This window comes from Rhodococcus sp. LMD (assembly GCF_056108245.1).
This window is the reverse complement of the sequence record NZ_CM148557.1, coordinates 943,466-956,825: the sequence shown is the minus strand read 5'-3', so window position 1 is coordinate 956,825 and position 13,360 is coordinate 943,466. Positions and strand designations below refer to the sequence as shown.

The following is a 13,360-nucleotide window of genomic DNA, read 5'->3' as shown; positions in this document are numbered from 1 at the left end:
CGCGCTGCCGCGGCCAGTCTATCCGGGTGCACGCCCGGCTCCGTCCACCGGTGCGGACCGCTGGGGCGGCCGCACCGCCGTCAAGGCGTCGAGGTCCACGCTCACGCGGTGCCCCGCGACCGGGAGCGTCACCTTGCCCGTGTACTCGCCCTCGTAGCGATACCACCCGTCGTCGAGCACGAACACCCCGAGCGTGGCGGGCTCGACGAGGTCGATCATCCAGTACACGGGGATACGGGCCTCGGCGTACTCGGAGAACTTGGTGACGCGGTCGGTGCGGACGGAGCCCTCGGCCATGACCTCCACCACCAGCCGGACGTCGGTCCCCGTCGCGCGGTCCGGATCGGCATCCACCAGTGCGCGGTCGACGACGATGCCGTCCGGGCAGCGCACCGTCAGCGGGGTCTCGGTGAGCAGCACCTCCACGTCGCCGAGCACGGCGAGTTCCTTCGGCAGCTGGTCGGCGAGCTGGGCGACCAGCCCGAACGCGACGTGCTGGTGCAGGTACCCGGGCCGCGGCGACGCCGACAGGACCCCCTCGCAGACCTCGACGTGGAACTGTTCGTACTCGGGCAGTTCCGCCCATTCGGCGAGGGTCAGCAGATGGTCGGGGAACGACGGGCCGGTCACAGGATCACCACCGTTCGCGGTCGGGCGTGTTGTCCCCTCAGTCTGGCACCGGATGCCGCACCGTGCCGGTCAGTTGGGCGGAGTGAGGAACGCCTCGAGCGCGCGGGCGTACGCGGTGACGTCCTTCGTTCCCATGAGTTCGCGCGCCGAGTGCATCGCGAGCTGCGGGGCCCCGACGTCGACGGTCGTCAGTCCGGTCCGGGAGGCGGTGATGGGGCCGATCGTCGAACCGCACGGCAGGTCGGCGCGATGCACGTAGCGCTGCAACGGCACTCCGGCCTGCTCGCAGGCGAGCGCGAAGGCAGCGGCGCCGGCGGCGTCGGTGGCGTAGCGCAGGTTCTGGTTGACCTTGAGCACGGGGCCGCCGTTCACCGCGATGCGGTGGGCGGGCTCGTGGCGGTCGGGGTAGTTCGGGTGGGTGGCATGAGCCATGTCTCCGGAGGCCACCACCGAGCCGGCCATCGTCCGGAGGAAGTCCTCGCGGCCGCCGCCCCGGGCCAGCACGACCCGTTCGAGCACGGTGGTCAACAGGTCGGAGAACGCCCCGCGGTCGGACATGCTGCCGACCTCCTCGTGGTCGAACAGCGCGAGCACCGGCGCCGGGCCACCGTTCCCGGCGACGTGGCCGACGGCCGCGAGCAGCGCCGCGGTCCCGGCGTAGCAGGTGCCCTGGTTGTCCAGGCGCGGCGCGCTGAGCAGGTCCGCATCCGCCCCGATCAGGGTGGACGGGGCGAGATCGTGGGTCATCAGCTCCCAGCCCAGGATCGCGTCGGCCTCCACCTCGACGGCCTCCGCGAGGAAGGCGAGGAAGGACCGCGGCGCGGTGCCCACTCCCCACACGGCGTTCACGTGGCGCTGCGGATCCAGTTGCACGCCCTTGCGGTCCTCCGACAGGTGGATGGCGAGTTGCGGCACGCGCAGGATCGGCCGATCGACGCGCACGAGGACGTCCTCGGCCCCGGTGCCGGTCCGTACGGTGAGCCGGCCGGAGATGCCGAGATCGCGGTCCAGCCACGAGTTCAGCCAGGCTCCCCCGTACGGTTCGAGGCCGACCAGCTGCCAGCCCGCCGAGGTGAGGTCCGGATGCTGCTTGACCCGCAGGTTGGGGCTGTCGGTGTGCCCGCCCACGATCCGGAACGGGCGGGCGGGGTCGCCGTCGGCGCCTTCGGTGCTCCACGCGATCAGCGAACCGCCCCGCAGCAGGTAGTAGCGGCCGGGCTCGCTCGGCCACACCTCGGTCTCGGTGAGCTGCGTGAAGCCCGCGTCGGCGAGAGCGGCGGCGACGGTTGCGCACACGTGGAACGGCGACGGCGACAGATCCACGAAGTTGCACAGGCCCTGGGCGTCGGCGGCGGTAGTCGTAGGCATGGGTGCATCCTCGCACCGCCCGCACCGCTATACACCGCTAAAAGCACCAAAAGAACTAAAAGGAGCTAAAAATCCAGCTAGGCTGGCCGGGTGCGGAACCCGTTCAGACCGTCGTTCGGGGTGACGCCGCCCCTGCTCGTGGGGCGCGGCGACCTGGTGGAGGACTTCGGCGCCTCGCTCGACGACGGTCCGGGCGCGCCCGGACGCGCCACCCTCTACACCGGTGCACGCGGGGTCGGGAAGACCGTGATGCTCAACCAGGCCGAGGAGCAGGCCCGCCGCCGGGGCTGGCTGGTGATCTCCGAGACCGCCACCCCCGGGCTCGTCGACCGGCTCACCCGCGAGCACCTGCCCCGGCTGCTGCACGAGCATCGCGACCCACCGGCCCGGCGCCGGCTGACCGGCGGGTCCGTCGCCGGGGTCTCGGTGAGCTGGACCGACGTCGCGGAGGGCCGGCCCGAGGCCGGCTTGCGCCGGCAGCTCGAGGAGCTGACCGGCATCCTGGCCGGCCACGGCACCGGGCTGCTGATCAGCGTCGACGAGATGCACCGCCGGCGCAGTGGCGACCTGCGCGAGCTCGGCGCCGTCGTCCAGCACGCGTTCCGGGAGGAGCGGGAGCTGGCGTTCGTCGGCGCCGGCCTCCCGGCCGCGGTGAGCGACCTGCTGAGCGACGACGTCGTCACGTTCCTGCGCCGCGCCGACCGGCACGTCCTCGGCCCCGTGTCCCTCGACGACGTCGCCGAGGCGATCCGCGTCCCCGTCGAGGAGTCGGGACGCTCGATCGCGGACGAGCAGTGCCGCACGGCCGCGGCCGCCACCGGCGGATATCCCTTCCTGATCCAGCTGGTGGGCCACAACGTGTGGCGCCGCCGTCCGGACCGGGAACACATCACCGCCGAGGATGTCGCCGACGGCATCGCGGCCGCCCGCCGGCGGATCGGCTCGCTCGTGCTCGAGCCGAGCCTGGCCGATCTGTCGCAGATCGACCGCAGCTTCCTCGTCGCCATGGCGGTCGACGACGGTCCCAGCCGGATCGGCGACGTCGCACGACGCCTCGGCGTGAACGGCACCTACGCCAGCCAGTACCGGCTCCGGTTGATCAACGCCGAACTCGTCGAACCCGCCGGCTACGGCCGGCTCGACTTCACCATGCCCTACCTGCGCGAGTACCTGCGCGAGCATGCCGCCTCGATGGGCGTGCCGCCCCGAGAAGGGTGAGACGTCAACGCTCTTCCGGAGAACCTCGACGCTCTTCCGACAGACCTCAGGGGGTGCTCGCCACGCAGAACTGGTTGCCGTCCGGGTCGGCGAGCGTCACCCACCGGAACCCGCCCATGTCCTGGCGGTGCACCTCGCTCGCACCCGCCTCGACGAGCCGGCTCACCTCGGCGTCGAGGTCGGGCGCCACCAGGTCCAGGTGGATCCGGTTCTTGCCCGGCGTCGGATCCGGAACCTTCTGGAACCCGAGTTTCTGTGGAGTGCCGGGCATTCCGACGACGAAGAACCAGCCCTCGTTGTCCTGTTCGATCCGGCCGCCGGTCTGTTCGGCCCACCACGTGGCGAGCGGACCGGGGTCGGCGCTGTCGAAGGTGATCATGCCGATGTTCAGTGCCATGGCCGGGACGGTAACGGACGGGGCCGACAACGTTGCGCCGCAACGGCACCGGGTACGCCGTCAGCAGGCGGCGCGAACGAGTTGGGTGATGCGGTCCACCTGCTGATCGGTGGGGGCGACCGCACCGTTGGTGGACAGTTCGGCGACGTTGTCGCGGATCTCCTCGTCGCTCGCACCGTCGTCGATCAACGGACAGGTTTCGGTGACGATCGCCTCGATGGAGGCATCGTCCCTGCCGTCGGCCAGGTTCGGGTATCCCGTCCGGAACGTCGCGACGAACGTCCCCAGCTTCGCCGCGTCGACGGCACGTTCGACGACGCTGGAGGCGACGCTGCCGGCCGGGCGGGTCGTGCTCGCCGGCGCCGACGTCTCGTCGTCGGATCCACAGGAGGTGAGGAGGAAGAGGGCGGCGACCGCCGCCACCACAGCAGTCCGAGTCTTCATGGTTCGAGCGTGACACGCCGGGACGTTCCCGTGCCCCGGAAAGGCGGAATTCGCGGCGGACCGCTGCGCTCGGGCACGTTCCGCCCCGGCGGCCGGACAGCCCCGAGGCCGGACAGCCCCGGGGAAAGATGCGTAATGCTACTCGAGACACGGACCGCGACATGCGGCATAGTGGTGCCCGGCACGGCCGATCGGGGGATTCGGCAGTGCCGGCCGGAGCCGGTTGGGGGCCGCTCCGGACCGGAGAAGAAGGGGCCCCGCCGCCGATCGGGACGGCGACGGGGTCCCTTTCTCGTCATGTTCTCTCGCCACGCCGGACGACGATCGGGTCAGCTCCCGGCTGCGATCTTCGCCGGATCCAGCTCCAACCGGCGCAGCAACTGCGCGTTGAGCGCCACGACGATCGTGGACACCGACATGAGCACCGCGGCGACCGCGGGCGGCAGCACCACCCCGGCGAAGGCCAGCACACCGGCCGCGAGCGGCACCGCGACGATGTTGTACCCGGTGGCCCAGACCAGGTTCTGCCACATCTTGCGGAAACTCGCCTGCGACAGGGCGATCACCGACAGCACGGCACGCGGGTCGTCGGCGGCCAGGACCACCCCGGCCGACTCGACGGCGACGTCGGTGCCCGCGCCGATGGCGATGCCGACGTCGGCGCGGGCCAGGGCCGGCGCGTCGTTGACGCCGTCGCCGACCATCGCGACGCGGTGCCCGCGGGCCTGCAGCTCGGCGACCTTCGCGTCCTTGTGTTCGGGCAGCACGTTCGCGAACACCTCGTCGATACCGAGGTCGGCGGCGACGGCGTCGGCCACCTGGAGCGCGTCCCCGGTGATCATGGCGACCTTCACTCCGCGTGCGTGCAGGGCGTCGATCGCCTGCCGCGACTCCTCGCGCACCGCGTCCTCGAGCGCGACGGCCCCGAGCACAGCACCGTCGCGCACGACGTGCAGCACCGACGCCCCGCGCGCGACCCAGGGTCCGGTCGCGGCCTCGACGTCGGCGGGAACGTGCGCCCCCAGGTCCGCGAGGACGGCCGGACCGCCGACGAACACGGTGGCCCCGTCCACCACGGCTCGCACCCCGCGTCCGGGCAGGGACCGGAAGTCCTTCGCCGGCACCGCGGCCCGGCCTCCGGCGGCGGCAACGACGGCGCGGGCGACGGGGTGCTCGCTGTCGGATTCGACGGCGGCCGCCAGGGCCAGCAGGTCGTCCTCGGTGGTGCCGGCGGTGGCGACGACGTCGGTGACGACGTGCCGGCCCTGGGTGAGGGTCCCGGTCTTGTCGAACAGGACGACGTCCACGCCGCGCATCCGCTCGAGCGACAGCCGGTCCTTGACGAGTACGCCGGCGCGGGCGGCGCGCTCGGTCGAGATCGCGATGACGAGCGGAATGGCCAGGCCCAGCGCGTGCGGGCACGCGATGACCAGGACCGTGACGGTACGGACGACGGCCTCGTCGAGGTTGCCGAGCAGCGTCCACACGGCGAAGGTGAGGACACCGGCGAGGGTGGCGAAGTAGAAGAGGAAGGCGGCGGCCCGGTCCGCGAGCGCCTGGGCTCGGGAGGACGAGGCCTGCGCGTCGGCGACCATGCGCTGGATGCCGGCGAGCGCGGTGTCCTCCCCCACCGCGGTGATGCGCACGCGCAGTGCACTGTCGGTGGCGATCGTGCCGGCGACGACGGTGTCGCCGACGGCGCGGGGCACGGCGCGGGACTCACCGGTGATCATCGACTCGTCCACCTCGGCGCGGCCGTCGACGACCGTCCCGTCGGCCGGGACGCGCGCACCGGCCCGCACCAGGGCGACATCGCCGACGGTGAGGTCGCCGAGCGGGACCGGCACCACGCCGTCCGCGGTCACCTTCTCGGCCGTGTCGGGCAGCATCGCGGCCAGGGCGTCGAGCGCGCGCGACGCCGAGCCCAGCGCCCGCATCTCGAGCCAGTGCCCGAGCAGCATGATCACGATCAGCAGCGCCAGTTCCCACCAGAAGTCGAGGTCGAACCCGCCCAGTCCGAGCGTGGTCACCCAGGACGCCGCGAACGCGACGCTGATGGCCATGGCGATGAGCAGCATCATTCCGGGCCGGCGGTCGCGCAGCTCGTTCCACCCGCCGACGAGGAAGGGGCTGCCGCCGTAGACGAAGACGACCGTGCCCAGGACGGGCGAGACCCATCCGGCCCACGCGGCGTCGGGCAGCGGGTAGCCGAGCAGGTCGGCGAACATGGCGCTGAAGACCACGATCGGAACCGCGAGGACCAGGCTCACCCAGAATCTGCGCCGGAAGATCTCACCGTGCGGCCCGTGACCGGCGTGCCGGTCCCGGCTGCGCCCGGTGTCGTTCCCTCCGGGTGGCGCGGTGTGGGCCCCGTGTCCGTGGTGTGCGAGCTGTGTCATGGCTTTCGCCTCGATCCGTTTCCGTTTCCGTGGACCCTTCCATTGATACCCCCAGGGGGTATCAATGGAAGGATTGGGGCGGTCACGATTCGGTCACGGCGGTGGAACTACTGCTCGAGCATGGCGCGCATCTCGTCGATCTCCGCCTGCTGTGTCGCGATGATCGACTCGGCGAGTTGCCGCGCCTCCGGGTTCACTCCCTCGGCCAGCTCGGTCTGCGACATCTCGATCGCACCCTCGTGATGGGCGATCATCATGGTCAGCCACATGCGGTCGAAGTCCATGCCGCGGGCCCCCATCATGGAATCCCACTCGTCGTCGGACATCATTCCCGGCATGCCGCCGGGCATCCCCATGCCGCCGTGCCCCATCCCGTCCTCGTCCGGTGCCTCCTGCCCCCACTCCGCGAGCAGCGACTCCATCTGCTCCATCTCGGGTTCCTGGGCGGCCTCGATGCGGGCGGCGAGGTCGATCAGTTGCGGATCCTCGCTGCGCTCGGGCACGGCCTGGGCCATCTGCACGGCCTGCGCGTGATGGGGGTACATCTCCTGCAGGAACTCGACGTCCGCGTCGGCGAACTGCGCCTGCGCGGCCGGAGCCGAGGTCTGGGACGTGCCCGGGGCCGACGTCCCTGCCTGTTGCTGCGGCTCGTCGCTGCCACACGCCGCGATCACCACAGCCAGCGGCACCGCTGCCGCCGCCGCTACTACTCTCTTGTTCCACAACATGATTCGAACGTACTCGTCGCATCGGCCGGGTCCGGTGCCGCAGGCCCTGGCCCGGCCGGTCCTTCATCGAAACTTCATCGTCCGCAGGGCCCGCCCACATGCGGCGGCGCGCACACTCGTCACAGGAGGTGCGCGATGATGGGTTGGTACGGCGGCGCGGGCTGGGCCGCGGCCCTCGCGATGGGTGTGTTCTGGCTGTTGCTCGCCGGGGTGGTGGTGTGGGCGGTGATCCGGGCCGCGGCACCACCGGATTCCGACGACGATGCCCGCCGGATCCTGGATCGGCGGCTCGCCTCCGGCGAGATCGACCTCGAGACCTACCGGACCCTGCGCGACGAACTGGACGCGCGGTCTCCGCGACGGATGCGGCGATGACCCGCATGCCCGGCACGCGAGGCACCCCCTCGGTCGCCGGGCAGAGCCATCCGGTCGCGCACCCGCTCCGCGACGAGGAACGGGCGGCCGTGAGCGCTGGGTACCCTGGCCGCGTGCACACCCCCGGCCCGCGCATCCTCGTAGTCGACGACGAAGCAGCCCTGGCGAAGGTGGTGGCCAGCTATCTCGAACGGGAGGGCTTCGAGGTCGCACTCGCCCACGACGGGCCGACGGCCGTCGCGCTCGCCCGGCGAACGGATCCGGTGCTCGTCGTGCTCGACCTGATGCTCCCGGGTTTCGACGGGATCGAGGTGTGCCGGCAACTGCGGACGTTCTCCGACGCGTACGTGCTCATGCTCACCGCCCGGGGCGACGAGGTGGACAAGGTCATCGGCCTGTCGGTGGGAGCCGACGACTACGTCGTGAAGCCTTTCGGGCCGAGGGAACTCGTCGCCCGGGTACGGGCGATGCTGCGCCGGCCCCGCAGCGGCACCGCGTCGGAGGCACCGCGCCGCATCGGCGGGCTCGTCGTCGATCCGGTGTCGCGCACCGTCTCGGTCGACGACGCACCCGTCGCGCTGACACGCACGGAATTCGATGTGCTGCTGGCACTTTCGGATCGACCGTCGGCGGCGCTGTCACGGCGGCAGATCATCGACGAGGTGTGGGGGCCGAACTGGTTCGGCGACGAGCACATCGTCGACGTCCACATCCGTGCGCTGCGCCGCAAGCTCGGCGACGACGCCGCCGCCCCCCGCTTCGTCCGTACGGTGCGCGGAGTCGGGTACGCGATGGAGGCCACGGGATGAACCGGCTGGGACTGCGGGGGCGGCTGCTGATCGCGCAGTTGCTCGTGCTGCTCGTCGGGGCGGCGACACTCACCGTGGTCGCGACGCTGGTGGCCGCCCCGCTGTTCCACTACCACCTGGCCCACGCGGGTGTGGAGAACGCGCAGGTGCGCCTGCACACCGAGGAGGCGTTCGCGCAGGCCGGGGCGGTCGCGCTCGCCGCCGGGGCGGCCGTCGCGCTCGGGGCCGCCGCGATCACGTCCGTCGTCCTGATGCGCCGCATCACCGCGCCGGTGAGCCGGCTGGTCGAGGCCACGGGCCATGTCGCCCGCGGCCGCTACGACGTGCCGATCACCCGGTCCGGCGACGCGGACTTCGCCCGGCTCGAGAACGCCTTCGCCGACATGGCGGGCCGTCTCTACACCACCGAACTCTCCCGACGCCGGCTCCTCGACGATCTCGCTCACGAACTGCGCACCCCCGTCGCGACGCTCGAGGCCTACCTCGAAGGCATCGAAGACGACGTACTGCCCGCCGACGCCACCTCGTGGCAGGTGATGCACGATCAGCTCGACCGATTGCGGCGTCTCGTGTCGGACCTGTCCGACCTCTCCGCCGCGGACGAGCACGCGCTCGACCTGCACCCCGAGGAGGGCGACCTCGCCGCGACGGTGGCGGCGTCGGTGTCGGCCGCGACCCCGCGGTTCGCCGACAAGCAGGTGGGACTCGAGGCGGAACCGCCCGAGGTGCTGCCGCCGGTCCGGTTCGATCCGCAGCGGGTCGCACAGATCCTGACGAACCTGCTCGAGAACGCCCTACGGCACACGCCGGCCGGGGGCCGGGTGGTCGTCACGTGCGAGCGCACGGACCGGGCGACCGTCCTGGTGCGGGTGCGCGACACGGGCGACGGCATACCCGCGGATCAGCTCGACGCGGTGTTCGAGCGGTTCCACCGGGTCGATCCGGCCCGCAGCCCCGGCGGCAGCGGCCTGGGCCTGACCATTGCGCGCAGCCTCGCCCGCGCCCACGGCGGCGACCTCACGGCCGCGAGCGACGGGCCCGGGCGGGGCGCTCGCTTCGACCTGACCCTGCCTACGAACGGGTGTCAGGCGGAGACGACCGCGTCGAGAACGCTGTAGAACATGCCGAGCCCGTCGTCGCTGGGGCCCGTGAGCGCTTCGGTGGCGTGCTCGGGGTGCGGCATCAGACCGACGACGCGTCCGTTCGCCGACGAGATGCCCGCGATGCCGCGCTGGGAGCCGTTCGGGTTGTCGCCGGCGTAGCGGAACACCACGCGGCCCTCGCCCTCCAGTTCGTCCAGCACCTTCTCCGAAGCCTGGAACCGGCCCTCACCCGACTTGAGGGGCACCAGGATCTCGGCACCGGCCTCGTAACGGGTGGTCCACGCGGTGTCGTTCGACTCCACCTTCAGCCACTGATCGCGGCAGATGAAGTGCAGGCCCTCGTTGCGGGTGAGGGCACCCGGCAGCAGACCGGCCTCGCACAGCACCTGGAAGCCGTTGCAGATGCCGAGCACCGGCATACCGCCCCGAGCGGCCTCGACGACCTTGCCCATGACGGGGGCGAAGCGCGCGATGGCGCCGCAGCGCAGGTAGTCGCCGTAGGAGAAGCCACCGGGCACGATCACCGCGTCGACTCCCCTCAGGTCGGCGTCGCCGTGCCAGAGGCTGACGGCCTCACCGCCGGCGAGTTCGACGGCGCGGGCCGCATCGATGTCGTCGAGCGTGCCCGGGAAGGTGATGACCCCGACGCGTGCACTCATGCGTCACCGTCGATCCGGCGCACGGTCCAGTCCTCGATGACCGTGTTGGCCAGCAGCGCCTCGGCGATCTTCTCGACCTCGGCGTCGCCGACGCTGCCGTCGACCTCGAGCTCGAAGCGCTTTCCCTGACGGACGTCGGACACGCCCGCGAAGCCCAGTCGCGACAGCGCCCCGACAATGGCCTGGCCCTGCGGATCGAGAATCTCGGCCTTGGGCATGACTTCGACGACGACACGAGCCACGTGCTGCTCCTCGGTAGTAGTGCTGGCGCCCGGGGACGGACACCGGACGCCCCGCAGTTTACCGGCCGACCCCGGGCGACCCGGAATCGGCAGGGCCGCACGCGGGCAGGTCCGTCACGGCTGCGGAGGCGGCTGCTCGGTGAGCGACGCCGTGAAGTTCTCGACGATCTCGGCCGCGAGCGTACGGACCTTCACGTTCGTCGCCTGGGACATCGCCGACAGCTGCGCGAACGCGGTGTCCGCGTCGACCCGGTGCGCTGCCATGAGCAGGCCGACGGCGCGGCTCGTGACACTCCGGGTATCCAAAGCGATCCGGAGCGAGGCGGCCTCGTGCGCACTCGCGGCGAGCAGCTCCTCCCGTAGCCGCGACATCTCCAGGTGCACCCGGACCCGCGCCGTGAGCTCGCTGGGATGGAACGGCTTGACGACGTAGTCGTCGGCACCGGCTCGCAGTCCCTCGACGGCGGACTCCGATCCGGCCCGGGCCGTGAGCAGGATCACCGGAAGCCGCGCCAGCCGTTCGTCGTCGCGCACGTCCTGCAGGAGCGACAACCCGCTCCGCCCCGGCAGCATGACGTCGGTGAGGAGCAGGTCGGGAAGCTCGGCCCGGATCCGCTCGAGCGCGGACTCGGCGTCGGCCGTGGCGTCGACGTGCCAGCCCTGGGCCGTGAGCAGACCGAGAAGGTGGTCACGCATGTCCGCGTTGTCCTCGACGAGGAGGATGCACGGTTGTCCCTCGCGCGGGCCGGCTGCGGGCACCGCGACGGGCCGCCACGCCTCGACCTCTCCCAGGTACGCCGCGCCCGCCGAAGCCACGACGTCGTCCGCGGCGCCGGGCGCCGGCTGGGAGCTCGGCACCGCGGGCACCGTCACCGTGAACACCGTCCCGTGCGGGGCGACGTCGTCGACGGACACCGAACCACCCAGGGCGGCGACGAACTGCGCGACGAGGGACAGTCCGATGCCCGACCCCTCGCGGCTGCGGCCGGACCGGTCGCCGATCTGGTAGAAGCGGTCGAAGATCTTGCCGCGCTCGGCCTCCGCGATGCCCGTGCCCGTGTCTGCGACGCGCAGCACCAGGTTCGCCCCGTCACCCCGCAGGGTCACCGAGACCGATCCCGCCTGGGTGAACTTGATCGCGTTGGACAACAGGTTCAGCACGATGTGTGTCCACATCGTGCGGTCGATGGCCACGTACCGGCTCGGCACATCGTCGACGTCGACCTCGAGGGCGAGCCCCGCAAGGTCCGCCGCGTCCCGGAACAGCTCGGCTCCGTCGCGCGTCACCGCGACGATGTCGGTGGGCTCGCTGTGCGCGGCGAGCCGGCCGGCGTCGCCCCGGGCGACGTCGAGGAGCATGTCGACGAGCCGCTGCAGACGCAGTGCGGCCCGCCGCGCCGCGGCCACGGCGGCGACCTGGGCGGGAGGCAACGCGGCGGTGTGCTCGTCGAGCAGGGTCTGCAGCGGGCCGAGGAGCAGGGTCAGCGGGGTGCGGAACTCGTGGCTGACGTTCTCGAAGAACCGGCTCTTGGCGGCGTCGAGCTCGGCGAGCTCGGCCGCTCGCCGGCGTTCGGCCTCGTAGGCCTGCGCATCGGACAGCGCCGTGGACACGCGGACCGCGACCATGTCCAGGAACACCCGGTACTGCTCGTCGAGCTCGCGGAACCGGCTCGTTCCGAGGACGAGTGCACCGGCCGGGCCGCCCCCGGAGACCGGGAGGGGCAGGACCACCGCGGTGTCGCGGTCGGGACCGAGGTCCGCGACGGCCTCGGCCTTGCCGGACCCGGCCACCCGTGCGATCACTTCCGACAGGTCCGACACGACGCCGGGGGCGGCGCCGAACTCGGCCACCGTCACCATCACCCCCTCGCAGCACAGGTGGGCACTGCCGAACGGCAGATCGTCCTCGTGACCGCCGAGCAGACCGAGCGCGGCCCGGCAGGCGTCGTGGGCGGTGGCCGTCTCCGTCATCGCGAGCTGGCCGAGTTCCCGCAGGACGGCGGCCCGGCGCTCGGCGAGCACCTGCTCGGTGACGTCGGTGGTGGCGACGAAGATGCCGGCGACCGTGCCGTCGGCGGCGCGGACGGGGCTGTAGGAGAACGTCCAGTACGTCTCTTCCGTGTAGCCGAAGCGGTGCATGAACAGTTGCATCCGCTCCGACAGGGTCGGCTCCCCACGCTGCGCCTGGGTGACGAGAGCCCCGATGACGTCCCAGATCTCTTCCCAGCACTCGGCGGCTCGCTGGGCCGCCGCCGCCGGGAACTTCTCCCCGAGCAGGGGCCGGAAGGCGTCGTTGAAGATCTGCACCAGCTCCGGCCCCCAGCACAGCAGCATGGGCACCCGGGACGGGACGACGGTCCGCACGGCCGCCGTGAGTTCGGGGGGCCAGGTGTCGATCGGTCCCAGCTGGGTCGCCGCCCAGTCGGCGTCGCGGTGGACGGTCGCGGTGGGGTCCGGCCCCGGGAACAGGGTGCGGGCCGAAGTCTCGTCGTCCACCTCGGTGCCTCACATCGTGCGTCGTTCCTGTCGGAGCTTCTCAGGATAGAGCGGGCCCACCCGAGCCTCCGCCCGGGCGGTACGCACGATTCCGGGAGTCTCGGGGAAAGGACCGTCCCGGACTGGCGGAGTCATACCCCTAGGGGGTATAAAGGAAGCACACGACCAGAGGAGGATCGCGATGACCCGGCTCCTGCCCCTGACCGACACGGCCGGCGGCTGCCGCTGCGCCGACCACCCGACCGGACCGAGCAGTGAGGATCCCCGAATGAACACCCAGGCCTTCCCCGTCGTCGGCATGACCTGCGGCCACTGCGCCGGGGCCGTCACCGAGGAACTGCGCGCCCTGCCCGGCGTCGAGGACGTCCACGTCGAACTCGTCGCGGGCGGCGTCTCCACCGTCACCGTGACCAGCATCGACGGCCTCGACGACGACGCCGTCGCCACCGCGCTGGACGAGGCCGGCGACTACCACCTCGCCCCGCAGTGAAC

The 13,360-nt window shown here is 71.8% G+C and carries 14 protein-coding genes; 5 read left to right on the top strand and 9 right to left on the bottom strand.

Annotated elements, in window-relative coordinates:
* Positions 1-18: 18 nt before the first annotated feature.
* The gene (locus ACWPQI_RS04410; RefSeq protein WP_010593847.1) at positions 19-630 is read right to left on the bottom strand and encodes a Uma2 family endonuclease; all 612 of its coding nucleotides are present in this window, start codon (positions 628-630) and stop codon (positions 19-21) included.
* Positions 631-699: 69 nt separating this feature from the next.
* Positions 700-1,998 (bottom strand): M18 family aminopeptidase, encoded by a 1,299-nt coding sequence (locus ACWPQI_RS04405; protein ID WP_010593846.1) that lies wholly within the window; start codon positions 1,996-1,998, stop codon positions 700-702.
* A gap of 120 nt (positions 1,999-2,118) precedes the next feature.
* Between ACWPQI_RS04405 and ACWPQI_RS04400 the strand changes: the two genes are divergently transcribed.
* Positions 2,119-3,216 carry an ATP-binding protein gene (locus ACWPQI_RS04400; RefSeq protein ID WP_228287179.1) on the top strand — a complete coding sequence of 366 codons (1,098 nt, stop codon included), beginning with the start codon at positions 2,119-2,121 and terminating at the stop codon, positions 3,214-3,216.
* Between the two features lie 46 nt (positions 3,217-3,262).
* Here ACWPQI_RS04400 and ACWPQI_RS04395 read toward each other — a convergent pair whose 3' ends face one another.
* From ACWPQI_RS04395 to ACWPQI_RS04380, 4 genes are all read right to left on the bottom strand, one after another.
* A complete protein-coding gene (locus ACWPQI_RS04395) occupies positions 3,263-3,613 on the bottom strand; it encodes a VOC family protein (RefSeq protein WP_010593843.1) in 351 nt (116 codons plus the stop codon).
* A 60-nt stretch (positions 3,614-3,673) separates the two neighbouring features.
* Positions 3,674-4,039, bottom strand: a complete 366-nt coding sequence (locus ACWPQI_RS04390) for a hypothetical protein (RefSeq protein WP_010593842.1) — start codon at positions 4,037-4,039, stop codon at positions 3,674-3,676.
* Positions 4,040-4,386: 347 nt separating this feature from the next.
* A complete protein-coding gene (locus ACWPQI_RS04385; protein WP_010593841.1) occupies positions 4,387-6,456 on the bottom strand; it encodes a copper-translocating P-type ATPase in 2,070 nt (689 codons plus the stop codon).
* A 107-nt stretch (positions 6,457-6,563) separates the two neighbouring features.
* On the bottom strand, positions 6,564-7,145 hold the full coding sequence (locus ACWPQI_RS04380; protein ID WP_010593840.1) for a DUF305 domain-containing protein: 582 nt from the start codon (positions 7,143-7,145) through the stop codon (positions 6,564-6,566).
* A 174-nt stretch (positions 7,146-7,319) separates the two neighbouring features.
* Here ACWPQI_RS04380 and ACWPQI_RS04375 point away from each other — a divergent pair, with 174 nt between their 5' ends.
* From ACWPQI_RS04375 to ACWPQI_RS04365, 3 genes are read left to right on the top strand one after another with little or no spacing between them, the layout of a single operon-like run.
* On the top strand, positions 7,320-7,559 hold the full coding sequence (locus ACWPQI_RS04375; RefSeq protein ID WP_474738671.1) for an SHOCT domain-containing protein: 240 nt from the start codon (positions 7,320-7,322) through the stop codon (positions 7,557-7,559).
* Positions 7,556-8,368, top strand: coding sequence for a response regulator transcription factor (locus ACWPQI_RS04370; protein WP_017680638.1), 813 nt, complete (start codon positions 7,556-7,558; stop codon positions 8,366-8,368). Before ACWPQI_RS04375 ends, ACWPQI_RS04370 begins: the two co-directional genes overlap by 4 nt.
* Positions 8,365-9,486: a sensor histidine kinase gene (locus ACWPQI_RS04365; RefSeq protein ID WP_010593837.1), complete on the top strand. Its 1,122-nt coding sequence runs from the start codon at positions 8,365-8,367 to the stop codon at positions 9,484-9,486. Before ACWPQI_RS04370 ends, ACWPQI_RS04365 begins: the two co-directional genes overlap by 4 nt.
* Here the strand turns inward: ACWPQI_RS04365 and purQ are convergent.
* From purQ to ACWPQI_RS04350, 3 genes are all read right to left on the bottom strand, one after another.
* Positions 9,453-10,130, bottom strand: coding sequence for a phosphoribosylformylglycinamidine synthase subunit PurQ (gene purQ, locus ACWPQI_RS04360; RefSeq protein ID WP_003936545.1), 678 nt, complete (start codon positions 10,128-10,130; stop codon positions 9,453-9,455). The two genes, ACWPQI_RS04365 and purQ, sit on opposite strands and share 34 nt — an antisense overlap.
* Entirely contained in the window at positions 10,127-10,372 is a 246-nt protein-coding gene (purS, locus tag ACWPQI_RS04355; protein WP_003936546.1) for a phosphoribosylformylglycinamidine synthase subunit PurS, read from the bottom strand. The genes purQ and purS overlap by 4 nt, the downstream gene beginning before the upstream one ends.
* A 114-nt stretch (positions 10,373-10,486) precedes the next feature.
* Positions 10,487-12,868, bottom strand: a complete 2,382-nt coding sequence (locus ACWPQI_RS04350; RefSeq protein WP_010593835.1) for an ATP-binding protein — start codon at positions 12,866-12,868, stop codon at positions 10,487-10,489.
* A gap of 181 nt (positions 12,869-13,049) precedes the next feature.
* On the opposite strand from ACWPQI_RS04350, the gene ACWPQI_RS04345 reads away from it, so the two are divergent.
* Positions 13,050-13,358, top strand: coding sequence for a heavy-metal-associated domain-containing protein (locus ACWPQI_RS04345; RefSeq protein ID WP_017680636.1), 309 nt, complete (start codon positions 13,050-13,052; stop codon positions 13,356-13,358).
* The last annotated feature ends 2 nt before the right edge of the window (positions 13,359-13,360 follow it).

Coding starts and splice junctions, on each gene's coding strand:
- purQ (WP_003936545.1), bottom strand. CDS start 10,130: ATGAGTGCACGCGTCGGGGTCATCACCTTCCCGGGCACGCTCGACGAC.
- ACWPQI_RS04370 (WP_017680638.1), top strand. CDS start 7,556: ATGACCCGCATGCCCGGCACGCGAGGCACCCCCTCGGTCGCCGGGCAG.
- ACWPQI_RS04365 (WP_010593837.1), top strand. CDS start 8,365: ATGAACCGGCTGGGACTGCGGGGGCGGCTGCTGATCGCGCAGTTGCTC.
- ACWPQI_RS04405 (WP_010593846.1), bottom strand. CDS start 1,998: ATGCCTACGACTACCGCCGCCGACGCCCAGGGCCTGTGCAACTTCGTG.
- ACWPQI_RS04345 (WP_017680636.1), top strand. CDS start 13,050: ATGACCCGGCTCCTGCCCCTGACCGACACGGCCGGCGGCTGCCGCTGC.
- ACWPQI_RS04385 (WP_010593841.1), bottom strand. CDS start 6,456: ATGACACAGCTCGCACACCACGGACACGGGGCCCACACCGCGCCACCC.
- ACWPQI_RS04375 (WP_474738671.1), top strand. CDS start 7,320: ATGATGGGTTGGTACGGCGGCGCGGGCTGGGCCGCGGCCCTCGCGATG.
- ACWPQI_RS04395 (WP_010593843.1), bottom strand. CDS start 3,613: ATGGCACTGAACATCGGCATGATCACCTTCGACAGCGCCGACCCCGGT.